The 17046-nt window shown below is 64.0% G+C and carries 15 protein-coding genes; 9 read left to right on the plus strand and 6 right to left on the minus strand.

Going from position 1 to position 17046, the window contains the following annotated elements:
• On the minus strand, nucleotides 1–1316 hold a 1316-nt coding region (locus WC739_RS18755), incomplete at its 3' end, for a polysaccharide pyruvyl transferase family protein (RefSeq protein WP_372954523.1).
• A 302-nt stretch (nucleotides 1317–1618) separates the two neighbouring features.
• Here WC739_RS18755 and WC739_RS18760 point away from each other — a divergent pair.
• The 6 genes from WC739_RS18760 to WC739_RS18785 all read left to right on the plus strand — a co-directional run bounded on the left by WC739_RS18760 (nucleotide 1619) and on the right by WC739_RS18785 (nucleotide 9281).
• Nucleotides 1619–2791 carry a glycosyl transferase family 1 gene (locus tag WC739_RS18760; protein WP_372954524.1) on the plus strand — a complete coding sequence of 391 codons (1173 nt, stop codon included), beginning with the start codon at nucleotides 1619–1621 and terminating at the stop codon, nucleotides 2789–2791.
• 16 nt (nucleotides 2792–2807) lie between these two features.
• A complete protein-coding gene (locus tag WC739_RS18765; protein WP_372954525.1) occupies nucleotides 2808–3797 on the plus strand; it encodes a glycosyltransferase family 2 protein in 990 nt (329 codons plus the stop codon).
• Entirely contained in the window at nucleotides 3797–4735 is a 939-nt protein-coding gene (locus tag WC739_RS18770) for a glycosyltransferase family 2 protein (RefSeq protein WP_372954526.1), read from the plus strand. The genes WC739_RS18765 and WC739_RS18770 overlap by 1 nt, the downstream gene beginning before the upstream one ends.
• 7 nt (nucleotides 4736–4742) lie before the next feature.
• Nucleotides 4743–5693, plus strand: coding sequence for a glycosyltransferase family 2 protein (locus tag WC739_RS18775; protein ID WP_372954537.1), 951 nt, complete (start codon nucleotides 4743–4745; stop codon nucleotides 5691–5693).
• 74 nt (nucleotides 5694–5767) lie between these two features.
• Nucleotides 5768–6664 carry a UTP--glucose-1-phosphate uridylyltransferase gene (locus WC739_RS18780; protein ID WP_372954527.1) on the plus strand — a complete coding sequence of 299 codons (897 nt, stop codon included), beginning with the start codon at nucleotides 5768–5770 and terminating at the stop codon, nucleotides 6662–6664.
• A 232-nt stretch (nucleotides 6665–6896) separates the two neighbouring features.
• Nucleotides 6897–9281, plus strand: coding sequence for a polysaccharide biosynthesis tyrosine autokinase (locus WC739_RS18785; protein WP_372954528.1), 2385 nt, complete (start codon nucleotides 6897–6899; stop codon nucleotides 9279–9281).
• Nucleotides 9282–9350: 69 nt separating this feature from the next.
• Here WC739_RS18785 and WC739_RS18790 read toward each other — a convergent pair whose 3' ends face one another.
• Nucleotides 9351–11258 (minus strand): propionyl-CoA synthetase, encoded by a 1908-nt coding sequence (locus tag WC739_RS18790; RefSeq protein WP_372954529.1) that lies wholly within the window; start codon nucleotides 11256–11258, stop codon nucleotides 9351–9353.
• Between the two features lie 734 nt (nucleotides 11259–11992).
• Here WC739_RS18790 and WC739_RS18795 point away from each other — a divergent pair.
• The 3 genes from WC739_RS18795 to WC739_RS18805 are packed head-to-tail and all read left to right on the plus strand — an operon-like array spanning nucleotide 11993 to nucleotide 13694.
• Nucleotides 11993–12277: a PqqD family protein gene (locus tag WC739_RS18795; RefSeq protein ID WP_372954530.1), complete on the plus strand. Its 285-nt coding sequence runs from the start codon at nucleotides 11993–11995 to the stop codon at nucleotides 12275–12277.
• Nucleotides 12277–12711 carry a lasso peptide biosynthesis B2 protein gene (locus WC739_RS18800; RefSeq protein WP_372954531.1) on the plus strand — a complete coding sequence of 145 codons (435 nt, stop codon included), beginning with the start codon at nucleotides 12277–12279 and terminating at the stop codon, nucleotides 12709–12711. Before WC739_RS18795 ends, WC739_RS18800 begins: the two co-directional genes overlap by 1 nt.
• Nucleotides 12708–13694, plus strand: a complete 987-nt coding sequence (locus WC739_RS18805) for a serine kinase (protein ID WP_372954532.1) — start codon at nucleotides 12708–12710, stop codon at nucleotides 13692–13694. Before WC739_RS18800 ends, WC739_RS18805 begins: the two co-directional genes overlap by 4 nt.
• A gap of 9 nt (nucleotides 13695–13703) precedes the next feature.
• On the opposite strand, the gene WC739_RS18810 is transcribed toward WC739_RS18805, so the two are convergent.
• The 4 genes from WC739_RS18810 to WC739_RS18825 form a co-directional block, all read right to left on the minus strand.
• Nucleotides 13704–14726 carry a nucleotidyltransferase family protein gene (locus WC739_RS18810; RefSeq protein WP_372954533.1) on the minus strand — a complete coding sequence of 341 codons (1023 nt, stop codon included), beginning with the start codon at nucleotides 14724–14726 and terminating at the stop codon, nucleotides 13704–13706.
• Between the two features lie 159 nt (nucleotides 14727–14885).
• Nucleotides 14886–15872, minus strand: a complete 987-nt coding sequence (gene dhaK / locus WC739_RS18815) for a dihydroxyacetone kinase subunit DhaK (protein WP_372954534.1) — start codon at nucleotides 15870–15872, stop codon at nucleotides 14886–14888.
• Between the two features lie 36 nt (nucleotides 15873–15908).
• A complete protein-coding gene (locus WC739_RS18820) occupies nucleotides 15909–16331 on the minus strand; it encodes a hypothetical protein (RefSeq protein WP_372954535.1) in 423 nt (140 codons plus the stop codon).
• Nucleotides 16328–17046: putative PEP-binding protein (locus WC739_RS18825; RefSeq protein WP_372954536.1), on the minus strand; the 719-nt coding region annotated here is incomplete at its 5' end. The genes WC739_RS18825 and WC739_RS18820, both read right to left, overlap by 4 nt.

Consider the following 17046-nt stretch of genomic DNA (forward strand, 5'->3'; position numbering starts at 1 on the left):
TGTTCACCACCCTGTCCAACGCCGCGCGCAACATCCGCTGAGCGACCGTCGATCAGCGGCGCCAGCAGGCTTGTGGCTGACATGGCCGAAGCATGTTCTTCGAGCACGGCCTTCAAGCTGGTCTTGCGGTAGCGGTCGAGGTTTCCTGCAAATCTACCGAGCTTTTCGCTCGCTTCCTCGACCGTCACCGTGTCGATGTCGAGCAGCACGTCGTCGACACCGATGCGCTTGGCCACTTCCTTGGTCTTGAACTCATAGGCGATCGGCAGCACCGGCGTGCCGACGCAAAGCGACATGATCATCATGTGCATGCGCGTGGCGACCACGAAGTCGAAGCCTTTGACCAACGCCATCAACTGTTCCGGCGTGTGAAACGCAGCGTCCACGGTCACATGCGCGGCGATCTCCGGAGCGAGCTCCGCGACAATCGCGCGTGCGGTCTTGGAATCGTCATGGGCATACTCCGGCACGCCCTGGCAGGTGGAGACGAAGGTCACCTCCTTGCCATGATCCCTGACCAGAATCGTCGCGATCTCGCGGATCGAATCGAGATAGCGGCGCATGCCGCCTTCACCGTCGCTGACATAGTTCCAGTGGCGCACGGAAATGGCGACGCGGCCGGTCGGCGCCGGCGGCTGGCTTGCGGCCAGAATTTTCTCGATCCTGTCGGTCTCGGCCAGGGCAAAGACGGCATCGGCCACCACGTGGCACTTGCCAAGGTCCTTCACCAGGTCCCGGATATGGTTCTTGGATCGTTCGTCACGCAGCAGGATGAGCGGGCTGCGGTCGAAGATCGGGGCCAATTCCTGGCGGTTGTAACTTTTATCGAACGGGCCAAGCGATTGCGTGAAGAAGACCGGATCCTTGCCGAGTACGGCATCGAGCCGGAACTGATTGAGGCGTCTTTCGAGATTGTAGTTCTCGACGAGATAGGTCCCGCCAGTCGTGACCACCAGATCGGCGCCCATGTAGATATCGAGGCTACGGCGGTCGCTCGCGCTGAAAAGGGTGCCAAGCGCGCTGCTGCCAAACCAGCGCAGGGCCCGGAGGACAATCTTGTTGTAGATCGGCTTGATCCGGTTTTTCAGCCCATCGCCATTCTTGTATTTGAACAGCGACTCCGACAGCAGCTTGTGAAATTCGAGGTCCGGATAGGCCTTTTTCGGGTAGAGCCTGGCCGCGACCTCGGGCTGGCTATCAAAAATGAAGAACTGCAGGTCGCTGCCGGCGACGGCCTTGAGGATGTGCCGGATAGCCAGGAGAATCGCCGCATCCCCGGTGTTCAGGCAGACTGTGTTTTCGACGACGATCTTCATGGGATTACCTCGTTGCGTCAGCAGGTCCGCGGCCAGGCCGGCGGCGCTCAGGAGGGGCGTAGTGACCGAAAATGCTGCACGCCAGGACGAATCCCGATGCGGTCCGCGTCACGATTTAGGGCGTTGCACCGGGCTGGTGGCCAACGCACGGCCGAACGGCACTCAAGCAAGCCGACCTTAACGCATCGATTTTGCAGCGCAACAAAAAACGTGGAATTTTGCTACGCTGCACCAAAAATGTTGCGATGCAGCAAGAGCTGTACTACTATTGATACGGGTGGGCCAACAGCGATCGAGTTTTGATGCTGCATGTCTTGTACCTTGTGCACGATGTCTCCGACCCGGCGGTACGCCGAAGGATCATAATGCTCAGGGCAGGTGGCGCCCGGGTCACACTGTCCGGCTTCCGTCGCACCGCGAACCCGATCGCCGATGTCGAGGGATTGCGGCCGATCGACCTTGGCGCGACGCGTGACGGCCGATTCGGCCAACGTCTGGCTGCGGTCGCCAAGGCGGCGGTCTCGGTCGGCGCGAAACTCGCGAAAATGCCAAGGCCGGACCTGATCATAGCCCGCAATCTGGAAATGCTGGCACTGGCGCGGCGTGCAAAGTCAACGCTCGGTGCCTCGGTTCCGATCGTCTACGAATGTCTCGATATCCATCGTCTGTTGCTGCGCGGCGACTTCCTGGGCAAGAGCCTGCGCGCCACCGAGCGCTTCCTGGCCAGGGACGTCAAGCTCCTGGTCACCAGCTCGCCGGCCTTCATCGCCAATTACTTCAACCCGTTCGGGCAGATCGCGGCACCGATCGAATTGCTCGAGAACAAGTATTTCGACGCCGTCGCTCTCCCGCCGGATGAAGTCGTTGCGAACGACAAGCCGATTGCTCCGCCGTGGCGGATCGGCTGGTTCGGCGCGCTGCGCTGCCGCCGCTCGCTCGAACTGCTGGCGGATTTTTCCCGCCGCATGGAGGGGCGCTTCGAAATCGTGCTGCGCGGCCGGCCGGCCTTGTCCGAATTCCCGGATTTCCATGGCCTTGTCGAATCCGAGCCGTTTCTGTCGTTTCGCGGGCCCTATCGCAATCCCGAGGACATGGCGGCGATCTACAGGGAGGTCCATTTTTCGTGGGCCATCGATTTCTTCGAGGCGGGGCAGAACTCCGAATGGCTCCTGCCCAACCGGCTTTATGAGGGCTGCCGCTTTGGTGCTGTGCCGATCTCGATGGGCAACACCGAGACCGGGCGCTTCCTCAACCGGCAGGATATCGGTGTCCTGCTGCCACAGGCCACGCCGGGCGCGCTCGACGCCGCCCTTGCCACGATGGACCAGACCCGCTTCAGCGGGCTGAAGTCGCGCGTGCTCGCCCACGATCCCGGCATGTGGAGCCATGATCGCGGCGACTGCCGGGCGCTGGTCGAAAAGCTTCGCCACCTCACCACCTTGCGAGGCCCCCTGCCGGCCGAAGCCCTGGCATAAGGATCGACATCGCCTGATGACGCAAGCGCTTCCCGCCACCCTGATCGTTATCCCGTGCCTGAACGAAGCCGCCCATATCGGTGCGCTGCTCGATCGGTTGCGGCCCTCGGCCGCCAGGCTTGGCGCCAGGATCATCGTCGCCGATGGCGGCAGCACCGATGGTACGCTGGCCATCGTCGCGGGCATCGCGGGCAAGGATTCGCGCGTTCTCCTGCTTCACAACAAGCGGCGCATCCAGAGCGCGGCCATCAATCTCGCTGTTGCAACCTTCGGCCAGGGCGCGGACTATCTCATCCGCATAGATGCGCATGGCGGCTATCCCGACGATTATTGCGAGCGGCTGGTCGAAGAGGCCTTGGCCACTGGCGCTGACTCAGTCGTCGTCTCGATGCTGACAAGCGGCAGCGGCGCCGTGCAGAAGTCCGCTGCCGCGGCGCAGAATTCCAGGCTCGGCACAGGCGGCTCCAGGCACCGGCATCTTTCATCCGGAGAGTGGGTCGACCATGGCCATCACGCGCTGATGCGGATATCGGCTTTTGGGGCAGTTGGCGGCTATGACGAGACGTTCAGCCATAACGAGGATGCCGAACTCGACTATCGGCTGAAACAGGCCGGCTACCGCATCTGGCTGAGCGGCAAGACACGGATGGTCTACTATCCGCGCGCTTCGCTGAAGGGCCTGTATGTCCAGTATCTCGGCTATGGCCGCGGCCGCGCCAGGAATGTGCTGAAGCACCGGGTCATCCCCAAGGTCCGGCAAATGGTGCCGCTGCTGGTGTTTCCGGTCGTCTTGCTGGCGTCCCTGTCTTTCTTGCATTGGCTGGCGGCGGTGCCGCTTCTGCTTTGGGCGTCGGTGTGCCTGGGCTATGGCCTGTGGACCGCCATTCGTCAGCGCAATGCCGATATCGCCCTGGCGGGCGTCTCGGCGATGATCATGCACCTCGGCTGGTCCGTAGGCTTCTGGCTGCAGCTTCTCGGCCTCGGCGCGCGGCGCGGGGTGGCCTGATGGTGGTTGAGAACCGGAGCATCGACATCGGCGTGTGCACGTTCCGGCGGCCGGAACTGGCCGACACGCTGCGCTCGCTCGGCGCCATGGATATGCCGGAAGGGTTCGACGTGCGTATCATCGTCGCCGACAATGACGACACGCCGAGCGCCCGCGACCTGGTAGCGGCACTGTCACGGGAATTGCCGCTGCCGGTGATCTACCGGCACTGCCCGGCGCGCAACATATCGATCGCCCGCAACGCCTGCCTGGATGCCAGCTCCGCTGATTTCGTCGCTTTCATCGACGACGACGAGACGGCCACGTCCCGCTGGCTGGCTGAGTTGGTGGAGACCGCACAGTCGAGCGACGCCGCAGCCGTGCTCGGTCCGGTCAGGGCGCTTTATCGGCCCGATGCGCCGGGCTGGATGCGTAAAGGCGATTTCCATTCGACCTTGCCCGTCTGGGTGCGCGGCGAGATCCGCACCGGCTACACCTGCAATGTGCTGCTCAGAACCGGCGCCGACAGTCTGCGTGGCCGGCGCTTCAGCCTGGCCCGCGGCCAGACCGGCGGGGAGGACACCGAGTTCTTCGACCAGATGCACAAGGCCGGCGGCCGCATCGCCTTCGCGCCCGAGGCCTGGGTGGACGAGGTGGTGCCACGCACCAGGGCGGCGTTCGACTGGCTCGGCCGCCGCCGCTTCCGCGTCGGCCAGACGCATGGTCACCTGCTGGGCAGCAGCGCCAGCGGCATCGGCCTTGCCAGGCAGATTGGCCTGGCCTCGGCCAAGGCGATTTATTGCTTCGCCGCCGCGGTTCCGGTTGCCGTCGATCCGGTGCGCAGGAACCGCAGCGTGTTGCGCGGCATCATGCATGTCGGTGTGGTCAGCGGCCTTGTCGGCGTCCGGGAAATCCGCCTCTACGGCCAGCCCTCGCCGCAGGGAGGCAAGCGTGCCTGACGCCAGCTTGGTACCCGATGTTTCCTTCGTCATCGCCGCCTACAATGCCGAGGCGACGCTTGACCGTGCGATCGCCAGCGCCATCGCCCAGAAGGACGTCAGCGTCGAGATCATCGTCGTCGACGACAAGTCGAACGATGCGACGCTGGCCGTGGCGCGGGCCTACCCGCCAGAGATCGTGCGCGTCGTCGCCCTGGCCAGCAATCGGGGTCCGGGCGGTGCCCGCAACGCCGGTCTCGATGCCGCCCGCGGCCGATGGATCGCCGTTCTCGATTCCGACGACGCGGTCTATCCCGGCCGGATCGCCGCCATGATAGCCCGCGCCGAAAAGTCGGATGCACAGATCGCCGTCGACAATCTGCGGGTCATTGGCGAGGACGGTGTTGCCGGCGATGCGATGTTTCCGAGGCAATATCTTGAAGACCTGCACGAGATCTCGCTGGCCACCTACATCGCCGGCAACATCGTCTTCGAATCGACGTTCAACCTCGGCTATCTCAAGCCGATCTTCCAGCGCCGGTTCCTGGATGAAAACCGGCTGCGCTATGATGAGAAGCTGAGGATCGGCGAAGACTACATCCTGCTGGCCAATGCCTTGGCCAAGGGCGGCAGATGCGTGGTCGAACCCGATATCGGCTATGCCTATCACATCCGCGGCGGCTCCATCTCGCGCGTGCTCGAGCTTCATCATGTCGAAGCGATGCGCGAGGCCGATGCCGAGTTCGCCCGAGGCCTTTCGATGGACGCCGATGCGCGGGCGGCGTTTGCCCGGCGCGGCCGGGGCCTGCGCAAGGCGGCCTCGTTCCTGTCGATGGTTCAGCACATCAAGGCGCGGTCTCCGCTCAAGGCGATCGGGACGGCGCTCAGCGATCCGGCGGCGGTCGGCCACATGAGCATGCCGATCGCCGTGCGGTTGCGAAGAATGGCGGCAAGGTTTGCCGTTGGGGTGGGGAGATGAAGATGCAGGCCCACGGAAAGGAATTTTCCTGGCCTGCGCATGAACCGAACTCGATCTCCTGGAAGGAATTCTCGATGAAGAAAATCAGAAAGGCCGTCATACCGGTGGCGGGGCTTGGAACACGGTTCCTGCCGGCGACCAAGTCGATGCCGAAGGAAATGCTCCCCGTTGTCGACAGGCCTGTCGTTCAATACGCGGTGGATGAGGCCTTCGAAGCCGGCATTGAGCACATCGTGTTCGTGACCGGCCGCAACAAGGCTGTCATCGAGGACTATTTCGACCTCCACCCGGAATTGATCGGCACCCTCGAGCAGACCGGCAAGAAGACGCAGTTGGAGGCGCTCGAAAGCATGCTTCCGGTGGCCGGCGCCACCAGCTTCATCCGCCAGCAGTCGCCGCAGGGCCTCGGTCACGCCGTCTGGTGCGCGCGCGAAGTCATCGGCAACGAACCCTTTGCCCTGCTGCTGCCTGACATGGTGTCGTTCGGGGGCCGTGGCTGCCTGGCCGAGATCACCGACCTTTATGCGGAGACCGGCGGCAATATCATCGCCGTCGAGCGTTGCGATCCGGGCGACACCGGCAAATACGGCATCGTCGGTCGCGGCGCCGATATCGGCGGCGGCTTCGAGGTGACGGCCATGGTCGAGAAGCCGGCGCCCGCCGACGCGCCGTCGAACTTCTACATCAATGGCCGCTACATCCTGCAACCCGAGATATTCGCCTTGCTGGGCAATCAGCGGCGCGGCGCCGGCGATGAGATCCAGTTGACGGACGCGATGGTGCGTCTGTCGCGGGATCAGCCGTTCTTCGCCCAGCCCTTTACGGGCCGGATGTTCGATTGCGGTTCCAAGGAAGGTTTCATCCAAGCCAACATCGCCTTCGCGCTGTCGCGCGACGACATGAAGGGCCCGGTCTTCGACATGCTTCAGGACTTCGTGCGGTCGCATGAACGTCAGGAAGAAGCCGCATAATGCCCATGTTTCGGGAGCATTTTCGGACGGCGGTGGCGCTGGAGGCGGGCCGTACGTCGTCCGCCATGAAGCGTCTGCCGCTCACGACGATGCTCCCGACCATCGAGGCGCTCGCAAGCCAAGGCATGATTTCGAAAGCGCGTCCCGGTTTTCGGAAGAGTTCGTGCCCAACAACTGAGATGGAGCTCCATCCCCACCATCGGATGGCATACGCTTTGGAATTGGACCGACGATGAATTATGCCAACTTTCCTCTCGACAAGAGAATGCCATTGCCGAATTCGGATCAGGAAAACGGTGAGGATTTCATCGATGTCGAGCAGCTGCTTGGCATGGCCGCGCGACAGGCCAAGGCGGTCGCCGTGTGCGCCATCATCGGCCTTTTCCTCGGCGTGCTCTATCTGCAGACCACGCCGCCCAAATACCAGTCGGTCAGCAGCGTGCTGATCGACGAGGGCCTGAACAAGATCGTCGACGACATCTCGGCGGCGTCGACGACAATGCAGACCGATTCCGCGATTTTGAGCCAGATCGAGATCCTGACCTCGACACGGCTCGCCGCCGTGGTCGTCGACAAGCTGAAACTTGACCAGAACGACGCTTTCATGAACCCTCCCCAGTCGGCACTTGCGACGGGTGTGGGCTTTGTTCGGGGGTTGATCCAGTCCGTCCGTCCCGGCTCGCCCGCCGACAGCGGTGACATCACCAAGATCGACGCCGCCACGCGCGAGGCGATGATGGCCACGTCCCGCCGCGACTATGCGATCCTCAAGCTGCAGAGCGAGGTCAAGGCAGAGCGCGTCGGGCGAAGCTTCGTGATCACCCTTAGCTACCAGGCGACGGACCCGGCACTCGCAAACGCTGTCACCAAGGCCTATGCCGACGCCTACCTCGCGGATCAGCTCGATGCCAGCTTCGACGCCACCGAGCGCGCCGCGGTCTGGCTCCAGGGCCGGCTGACGGAACTGCGGGAGAGTTCCCAGGCAGCCTCGCTAGCGGTCGAGACATTCCGGGCCCAACATGGCTTGGCCGCCAACAGCGACGGCCAGCTGATGAGCGACAAGCAGCTTTCGGACCTGAACGCGCAACTGATCGTGGCACAGGCCGACACCGCGCGCGCCAGTGCCCGCTACCAGCAATACAAGACGATCATCGAAAGCGGCTCCGACAACGCGTTCAAGGATGCCGCCATATCGAGCGACCAGCCGAGCAGCTCGGTCATCGCGGCGCTCAAGACCCGCTATCTCGCGGTCTCCAAGCGGCTGCAGGACGTCGAGGCGAATTTCGGCTCCGAGCATCCGCAGGCGGTGGCGCTCGCCAAGGAGAAGGCCGATATATCGACGCAGATTTTCGGCGAACTGAAGCAGCTGACCGAAAGCTATCGCAACGAGTATGAAGTGGCGCTTGCGCGCGAGACCGCGCTCAGGGCCAACGTCGCCGCCGCGCAAGGCAAGAGCTCCATCGACAACCAGTCTCGGGTCCAGTTGCGCGACCTCGATCAGAAGGCGACGGCCCTCACCACGCTCTACCAGACATTCCTCGGCCGCTATGAGGAAGCCGCGCAGCAGCAATCCTTCCCGGTCGGCAAGATCCGCATCATCTCGGACGCCTCGATGCCACGCACGGCCTCGAGCCCGCGCACGGTGGTGGTGCTCGGACTTTCGCTCGTGCTTGGCTTGCTGATGGGCGCCGGCCTGGGTGGGCTGAACGAATTCAACGAACGCTTCTTCAGGACCGGCGAGGATGTGCGCGACCGCGTCGGCCTCAAATTCCTCGGCTATCTGCCCAAGATAGGCGGCAAGCTCGGCAAGCAGGAGAAACCCGGCGATACCCAGGCTGATTCCAAGGCCGCCAATTCAATGGCGGCCGCCGAAAACCGCGCACGCATGCGGGTGAGCATCGAATCCCCCGCATCGATGTTCTCCGAGACGCTGCGCAGCGCCAAGATCGCCTTCGACGTTGTCATGGAAGGGCAGGGCAGCCGTGTCATCGGCATCATCTCGGTGCTTCCCGGCGAGGGCAAGTCGACGGTCGCGGCAAATCTTGCCGGGCTGCTTGCCGCCAACGGCGCCAGGACGCTGCTCATCGACGGCGATCTGCGCAATCCCGGCCTCAGCCGCGGCCTCGGCATGGAAGCCGAACAAGGCCTGATGGAAGCCGTGGTGAGCGGCCAGACCTGGCAGTCGGTCGGCAAGATCGACCGGCAGACGAAGCTGGCGATCGTCCCGGCCGTGCCGCGCGGCCACTTTTCGCATACCAGCGAGCTTCTCTCGTCAGCCGGGATGCGGCGCTTCATCGAGAACGCCAAGGAGACATTCGAATACATCGTCGTCGACCTGCCGCCGCTCGGCCCGGTCGTCGACGCGAAGGCCTTCGCGCCGCTGGCGGACGGCTTCGTGCTTGTCACCGAATGGGGACGCACGCCGCGCGCGATGGTGCAATCGCTGCTGAATTCGGAGCCCTATATCGCCAACAAGATCGTTGGCGTGGTGCTGAACAAGGTCGACCTGAAGAAACTGGCCAGATACGGATCGTTGGGCGGTTCCGAGAAGTTCTTCGACCGGTACTCGTCCTACTACCTGGAAAAGTCGGACGTGCGCGGCAAGGAAACGGTCTGATGTCGGCCGTTTCGGGTTATGCCGCGCGGCCGGTTCGTCACCGGAGAAGCAAACGGCGGATTGAAGCTTTCAAAGGCTGAATCCGCGTCCCTTCAGGGCGGCGATGATCTCATCGAGAATGACCGGGTCGTCGATGGTCGCCGGCATCGCCCAATCTTCCCGGTCGGTGATCTTCTGCATCGTGCCGCGCAGGATTTTGCCTGACCGCGTCTTGGGCAGGCGCTTGATCGTCACCACGGTCTTCAGGGCAGCCACCGGACCGATGCGCTCTCGCACCAGGGCGACCACTTCACTCTCGATGAGGCCGTTATCGCGCGCGACACCCGCGTTGAGCACCACGAAGCCGAGCGGGACTTGGCCCTTCATCGCATCCGCGATGCCGATCACGGCGCATTCGGCGACATCGGGGTGGGCGGACAGCACTTCCTCCATGGCGCCGGTCGACAGGCGGTGGCCGGCGACATTGATGATGTCGTCGGTGCGGGCCATGACATAGAGATAGCCATCCTCGTCGACCATGCCGGCATCCGCCGTCTTGTAGAAGCCGGGGAACTCGTCGAGATAAGCATGTCGAAAACGCTCATCCGCGTTCCACAGCGTCGGCAGGCAACCGGCTGGCAGCGGCAGCTTGACCACCACATTGCCCAGCGTGCCGCGCGGCACTTCGTGACCGGCATCGTCGAGCACGCGGATGTCATAGCCGGGCATCGGCACGCCCGGCGAGCCGTATTTCACCGGCAGCAGGCCGAGGCCGGCCGGATTGATCGTCATCGGCGAGCCGCTCTCGGTCTGCCACCAATGGTCGATCACCGGCACGTTCAGCTTCTGCTCGGCCCATTTGATGGTGTCGGGATCGGCGCGTTCGCCGGCGAGGAACAGCGTGCGGAATTTCGACAGGTCGTATCGGGGAATGAAGTCCCCCTTCGGGTCCTGTCCCTTGATGGCCCGGAACGCCGTCGGCGCGGTGAACAACGCGACGACGCCGTGTTCGGCGATCACCCGCCAGTAGGTTCCGGCATCCGGCGTGCCGACGGGCTTGCCTTCGAACAGAACGGTGGTGCAGCCATGCAGCAGCGGCCCATAGACGATGTAGGAATGACCGACCACCCAGCCGACATCGGATGCCGCCCAGAACACCTCGCCCGGCTTGACGCCGAACTCATTCTCCATCGTCCATTTCAGTGCAACCATGTGGCCGCCATTGTCGCGCACGATGCCCTTCGGCTGGCCGGTCGTGCCCGATGTGTAGATGATGTAGAGCGGATCGGTGGCGAGCACCGGGACGCAGTCGACATTGGCGCCGGCCGCCCGCTCGCGCGCGACGGCATCGGCGTAGTCGATGTCGTAATGATCCTTCAGCTCGCAGCGCAGTTGGTCGCGTTGCAGGATCAGGCAGGCGTCCGGCTTGTGTCGCGACATCTCGATCGCCTTGTCGAGCAGCGGCTTGTAGGCGACGACGCGGCCGGGCTCCAGGCCGCAGGAAGCCGAAATGATCAGCTTCGGCTGGGCGTCCTCGATGCGGGTGGCGAGTTCATGCGCGGCAAAACCGCCGAAGACGACCGAATGCACGGCGCCGATGCGGGCGCAGGCGAGCATGGCGAAGGCCGCCTCCGCCACCATCGGCATGTAGATGATGACGCGGTCGCCCTTGCGGATGCCGCGGTTCTTCAGCACCGAGGTCAGTGCCACCACCTCGCGCTTCAGCTCGGCATAGGTGAATTTCCTGACCGTGCCGGTGATGGCGCTGTCATGGATCAGGGCGATCTGGTCGGCGCGGCCGCCCGCGACATGGCGATCTATGGCGTTATGACAGGTGTTGCAGGTAGCGCCGGTAAACCAGCGCCCGTAGACGCCGGCATCAGCGTCGAAGACCTTGTCCCAGGGCGAATACCAGTCGATGGCGCCGGCCGCGTCCGCCCAGAATTTTTCCGGATCGCGTTTCCAGCCGTCATAGACTTCGTGATAGCGTGAAGCCATTCGTGCCCTCCCCAGGAACGATTTGCCGTCTTTAGGAACAGCCTATGCTGTTTTTTCCGATGATGTCTCCCCTGATTTTCATTTGAGCTGGCCGTGTCTTGATCGCGGAGGCCCGCGTGGCAGCACGACAGGGGCTTCGGGCTGAAGCTGCGGGTCAGCACAGCAAGCCGTTCACCATTCTGCATGGAGACAAGGCCATGTCTGGATCGAGGAATTGTCCGCCGGGACGGGATTGAGCCAGCGAGTCGAACAGCTTTAATCGCAGGTCCATCGCCGTGACCGGTCAGCCGCGCCGACAGGCTCGCGGCCGAAGCCGCCCTGGCGTCTGAAATGCCGGTTGTTCTAGATAGGCAAGGCGACGAGCATGAGGCCGACGCCGCCGGCAATCAAAATGGCCGCAGCCAAGGCTTTCCTGTGACGTTCAAAGCTCGTCGGAGCCCGCTCCCAATTGTAACGCATACTGTACCCCCCATAACTCAGTGGATATTAGCTTACTCTAGGGAAGAAAGGCAACCGCCCTGCCTGCCGGTCCACAGGTCGCCACGTCGCGTTCAAACCCTTTTCAGGAATGATCCGGTCGGAGGACGGCCTGCAACTGCGATGTCTCGCCCGTAAAAAGCACCAGCCGTGGCCACACCGGACGCGGGCCGCTTCAGCCATCGGGCCGATAGACAGCGTCCCACCGCCGCGCTATCTGCTTTATTGGGATAACGGATGGCTTGTTGGGAGTCGGAATGGAAATCGCCTCTGGAACGGTTCTGCGGCTGGCGGAGGACGCCTCTGTTCAGCATGTCGGTGACGGCGCCGTCGTGCTGTTGGCGCGCAGCGGCCAGCTCTACACATGCAATGGCACGACCGAAGCCTTTCTCGACAAAGTGGACGGCGAGCGCAGTCTCGACCAGATCGTCGGCCTGCTCAGCGAGGAGTTCGAGGTCGACAAGGGCACGCTCGACGAAGACATGGCGTTGCTGGCCACGGATCTGCTTTCCGAAGGCATCCTCGCCGCTCCAGGTGAATGATGGCGACAGGTCCTCTCCTGCGCGCCCTGTTTCGCTGTCATCTCTGGGCGAGCGCGCGGCTGATGCCGTTGCTGGTCCGGGGGCGCAGTTTCGAGCAGGTGCTCAGATGGGCGCCTCTTGCCTCTCAAACACCCTATCGCGGCTTGCCTGCCGCCTACATCGTGACCAGCGTCAACCGCACCGTGCGCCATCCCTGGCTGATGCGCGACCGCAGATGCCTGCGGGAAGGTCTGCTTGGCCATCGTTTCCTGCGCCTGGCGGGTTTCGATCCGGAGCTGCGCTTCGGCGTCGATCCCCGATCGATGCACGCGCCGCGCCTGGCGGCCCATTGCTGGGTCTGCCTCGACGGCAGGCCGGTGGTCAGCGATAGCCTGCCCGGCATGGTCGAGATCTATCGTCACCATGCCGCTGCCGGCAAGGCGCGACCAGCTTGACCGGGCCATCCGCGTGCTACGACCTCAACGGCCAGATTCTCGGTATCCATACCGAGAAGCCGGGCTTGTTGCGCGATTTCGACAGGATGCTCGGCAGCCTGCGCGTCGCCGATTCCGTCGAACCGAAATTTCACCTGCGCATCGCTGAGACCGAGGCGCTGGACGAGATGCCCGATGGATCGCTCGTCTTCGACGGCGAGATACCGGAAGACGGCTTTTGCCGGATGATCCAGGACGGCGGCACCATCCATCTCGTTTTTCCGGCGCGCCAGACCGCTTCGATCAATGGCCAGGAGGGATGGGCCGAAATCCGAACCCGCCCCGGTGTGAAAGCGCCGTGGACGCCGTCGATGCTGGTGCTGGACTCGGCCCTCGACGCCGGCCGCCAGCACATGCTGCACACCGCCGGCCTGACGCTGCCCGGCCACGATGCGGTCGTGTTGATCCACGCCCCGAGCGGCACCGGCAAGACGACGACGTCGCTGGCGCTGGCGACACAAGGTTTCGGTCTGTGCTCGGACGATGCCATGATCCTGGATGTTGCTTCGGGCAGCGTCGTTGCCTGGGGTTTGCCGCGCGCGGTCAAGATCCACCAGAAGACGGCACAAATGATCCCGCTGGTGGCCCCATGCCTAGGCCCGACTTGGGATCGCAATGGCGAACAGCCCATCTCGCTCGAACGGCTGAGCGGGATCGTGCGCGTCGAAAACGCGGTCGCCCGGCCGGTCGCCGCGCTCCTGCATCTCGCGCGATCGGCCGACAGCGACACGCGGCTCGCGCCTATGGCCCGCACCGACGCGATGGTGGCGCTGGCGATGGACAATGTCCGCACCGGCATGACCGGCCTGCTGCCGCTGCAGAAGCGCCGGCTGGAAACCATCGGCAAGCTGGTCTCGTCGGTCCCGACCTTCAGGCTTGAGGTCGGCGCCCGCCCGGCCGACACGGCGGCCCTGATCAGCGCCGCCCTGGCGTCGCGCGACTGAGCGATCAGGTCAGGCGGCTGGCGGCCTGGCCTTGGCCAGCCGCTGGATCCAGCGGAAGGCATCGCGGCGCAGGCGCGAGCCGATCTTGTCCCTGGAATTGACCCGCAGCAGCGTGTTGGCGGTGATCAGCCGCTTGGCCAATCGGATCGAGAGGTCGGGCTTGATCCGGCCGGCAAGTTCGAGCGCGCGCGGCTCGCCGAACAAACGGCCGGTTACGTCGAGCACGATCGCCAGCTCCAGTTCGATGCCTGTCATGCGGGCAGCTTCAAGCACGCGGGCTTCCGCTTCCGGGGTTTGCAGCGACCTCACACCCTGCAGGACGTCGACGCAAAGCTGCAACCGGTGAAATTTGTGGCCGCCGGCCGCATGCACGATGGCGATCGTCAATAGCGCCGCCGGCGTGTCGGTTGCCTCGCCATCGATGATGCCCAGCTCGCGGAACCCCAGCGACAGCCGCCGCCGCATGCCGGTGTCGTGCACGAGATCGCCATGCAGTTCGACAAGCAGGCTCGAGTTCTCCTTTTCCAGCCATTTGAATTCCTGCAGCTGGTAGGATTCGGCCTCGTCGCCGCCAAGCTCGAAGCCACATGCCGCGATCACCTGGTTGGCCCGCGACAGATTGGCGGGCTCGACGAGGATGTCGATGTCGGTAAACGGCCTGTCGGCTGCGTTGCTGTAGAGCTTTCGCGCGAAGACCGGCCCCTTGACGATCCGCGCCGGAATGGCTTCCGCCGCCAGTCCCTTCATGATGCGGCCGCCATGGTACTGAAGCAGCATCGACTGCCCGGTGGCGATTGTCGCTTTGTGGCGCAGGGCGGCCAGCCTGGCTTGGAGCCCCGGATCCCCGGGCAGATGCGCATCGCCGCGCTCCCTGAGCTTGCGGAGCATGATCGGCAGGATGCCATGGAATTCGGCATTGTCGAGCAGGGCCGACAGGGTCTTCGCCGACACAGCTTCCGCCACTGCCGGGGCAACCGGATCAGCGTAGCGCAGCAGCAGTCTTTCTTCAGCGGGAGTGAGGTGTGGCAGCATCAACCTGGACAGTCATGGCGGGCAAAGAATGGCGGACAAGGAATGGCGGACAAGGAATCGTTCGATGGTTACAGAAAAGCCGGGAGGGAAGCCAGCGTCGTGCTTGTTGGCTCCGCGCATTCAGGACGCAAGCGGCCCGGACTTTTGACGGACCTGGCTTCACATGCCCCAGCGAAGCGCCGCAGTGTGCACCGGCGCGTCCCAGAATGCGGTTGTCTCGGCGTCGAGCATGGTCAGCGTGATCGAGCAGCCGGCCATGTCGAGCGAGGTGACATAGGTGCCGACCAGCGATCGGGTCACCGACACGCCGTGCGTCTCGAAAATCCGGCGAGCGCTGTTGTACATCAGATAGAGCTCCATCAGCGGCGTGCCGCCGAAACCGTTGACGAACAGCAGAGCCGGGCCTCGCGCCTTGTCGCCGAGATCGCCCAGGATCGCGGCGCAGATCTCGCGGGCGATTGCATCGGCGCTTTTCAGCGTATCGCGCCGGCGGCCGGGCTCGCCATGGATGCCGACGCCGAACTCCATCTCGCCATCGCCGATATCGAAAGTCGGCCTGCCGGCGGCAGGCACAGTGGAACTGGTCAGCGCGACGCCCATCGACCGGGTCACCGCGTTGACGCGGTCGCCCAGTGCCTTCAGGGGCGCGAGCGCCAAGCCGTGCTCGGCCGCGGCGCCGACGATCTTTTCGACGACCAGCGTGCCGGCCACACCACGCCGCCCCGTCGTATAGGACGAGTTCTCGACGGCGACATCGTCATTGGTGACGACCATCAGGACGCCTTCCGACATTTCCGCCGCCATCTCGAAATTCATCACATCGCCCTCGTAGTTCTTGACGATGAACAGGCAGCCGGCCCCGGTGTCGACAGCCTCCGCCGCCGCCATCATCTGGTCGGGTGTCGGCGAGGTGAACACCTGGCCTGGGCAGGCGGCATCGAGCATGCCGTGCCCGACAAAGCCGCCATGCATCGGCTCATGGCCTGACCCGCCGCCGGAGATCAGCGCCACCTTGCCCGGCCGCGATGCCCTGCGGCGGATGAATTTGTGGCCTTCGCCGAGCACCAGGATATCCGCGTGGGCGGCGACGAAACCGTCGAGGCTTTCGGTCAGAACCGTGTCCACCGAATTCATGAATTTCTTCACGGCGTCCCCTCCCGAAACTAGGCCTATGCCAGACGATCAGCCATTTTTTCCGGCGATGCTGGTGATCTTCTGGATGAAATCATTCACCGCCCGGTCGAGCGCGGCATTCTGTTTGTCGTCGCCGAAATCCGGCACGATGAGCGAGACATGCCGCGTCTTGCGGGTGCCGGATGCCACCGACATCTTGCCCGGATGCGCCTGGTGATAGGCTGCAAGGAATTGATCGCGCTCGGCCGGGCTGAAATGGCAGACGGAAAAGATGGAAGGCAAATGCTTCGATGGAATCGGGATGGAATAGGCCGGGCTGGATATCTGCGTCACGAAGCTGCGATGCTTGCCGAGCGCATCGGCTAGCCGCTGGCGCATGCCCGACGGCCGCTGGTCGATGACCTGCGACAGGATGGTCTTGTAGGCGCGGATCGCCGCTTCGGTTAAGGGTTCGGGTGTCTTGTCGGTCATGCCGGCAGCGCCTGGATCGAAACATCCGCGATGGCTGCCTTGGCGATGGCGAGTTGCGCCGGGGCGACGGACAGGTCGCGCAGGCCGGCCTCGAGCAGCGCCGGGATCGACGTTGGATCGCCGCCGGCATCACCGCACAGGCTGACCGGGATCTTTTCGTGGGAAGCGAACGCGGTCACGGCCGCGATCAGCCGCAGCACGGCCGGATGACGCACCGAATTGAGATGCGCCACCGCGGAATTGTCACGGGCGGCGGCCATCACATATTGGGTTAGGTCATTGGAGCCGATCGAGAAGAAGGCGGCTTCAGCGAAGGCCTCCGGCATGATCGCCACCGAAGGCACCTCCACCATGATGCCAAGCGGCGGCATGCTGTGCGCAACGCCGCGAGCGGCGAGCGCTGCCTGCTCGTCGGCGAACATCGCCGCCGCATGCCTGTATTCCTCCACAAGGGCGATCATCGGGAACATCACCTTCAGGCTGCCGTGGACAGCCGCGCGCAGCAATGCACGGATCTGTACACGAAAGATCTCCGGCCGCGCCAGCGACAGCCTGATGCCGCGCAGGCCGAGGAATGGATTGCCTTCCGCGACCGTGAAGCCCGGCACCGGCTTGTCGCCGCCGGCATCGACCGTGCGGATCGTCACCGGCTTGTCTCCGGCCCACTCCAGCACCTTGCGATAGGCGCGATACTGCGTCTCCTCGTCCGGCAGCG

It is taken from the genome of Mesorhizobium sp. (assembly GCF_041661565.1).
GTDB lineage: Bacteria > Pseudomonadota > Alphaproteobacteria > Rhizobiales > Rhizobiaceae > Mesorhizobium.

What these genes read in the sequence shown, in the direction of transcription:
- WC739_RS18760 (WP_372954524.1), top strand. Translation starts at nt 1,619, where the DNA reads ATGCTGCATGTCTTGTACCTTGTGCACGATGTCTCCGACCCGGCGGTA.
- WC739_RS18765 (WP_372954525.1), top strand. Translation starts at nt 2,808, where the DNA reads ATGACGCAAGCGCTTCCCGCCACCCTGATCGTTATCCCGTGCCTGAAC.
- WC739_RS18770 (WP_372954526.1), top strand. Translation starts at nt 3,797, where the DNA reads ATGGTGGTTGAGAACCGGAGCATCGACATCGGCGTGTGCACGTTCCGG.
- WC739_RS18780 (WP_372954527.1), top strand. Translation starts at nt 5,768, where the DNA reads ATGAAGAAAATCAGAAAGGCCGTCATACCGGTGGCGGGGCTTGGAACA.
- WC739_RS18785 (WP_372954528.1), top strand. Translation starts at nt 6,897, where the DNA reads ATGAATTATGCCAACTTTCCTCTCGACAAGAGAATGCCATTGCCGAAT.
- WC739_RS18790 (WP_372954529.1), bottom strand. Translation starts at nt 11,258, where the DNA reads ATGGCTTCACGCTATCACGAAGTCTATGACGGCTGGAAACGCGATCCG.
- WC739_RS18795 (WP_372954530.1), top strand. Translation starts at nt 11,993, where the DNA reads ATGGAAATCGCCTCTGGAACGGTTCTGCGGCTGGCGGAGGACGCCTCT.
- WC739_RS18800 (WP_372954531.1), top strand. Translation starts at nt 12,277, where the DNA reads ATGGCGACAGGTCCTCTCCTGCGCGCCCTGTTTCGCTGTCATCTCTGG.
- WC739_RS18810 (WP_372954533.1), bottom strand. Translation starts at nt 14,726, where the DNA reads ATGCTGCCACACCTCACTCCCGCTGAAGAAAGACTGCTGCTGCGCTAC.
- WC739_RS18820 (WP_372954535.1), bottom strand. Translation starts at nt 16,331, where the DNA reads ATGACCGACAAGACACCCGAACCCTTAACCGAAGCGGCGATCCGCGCC.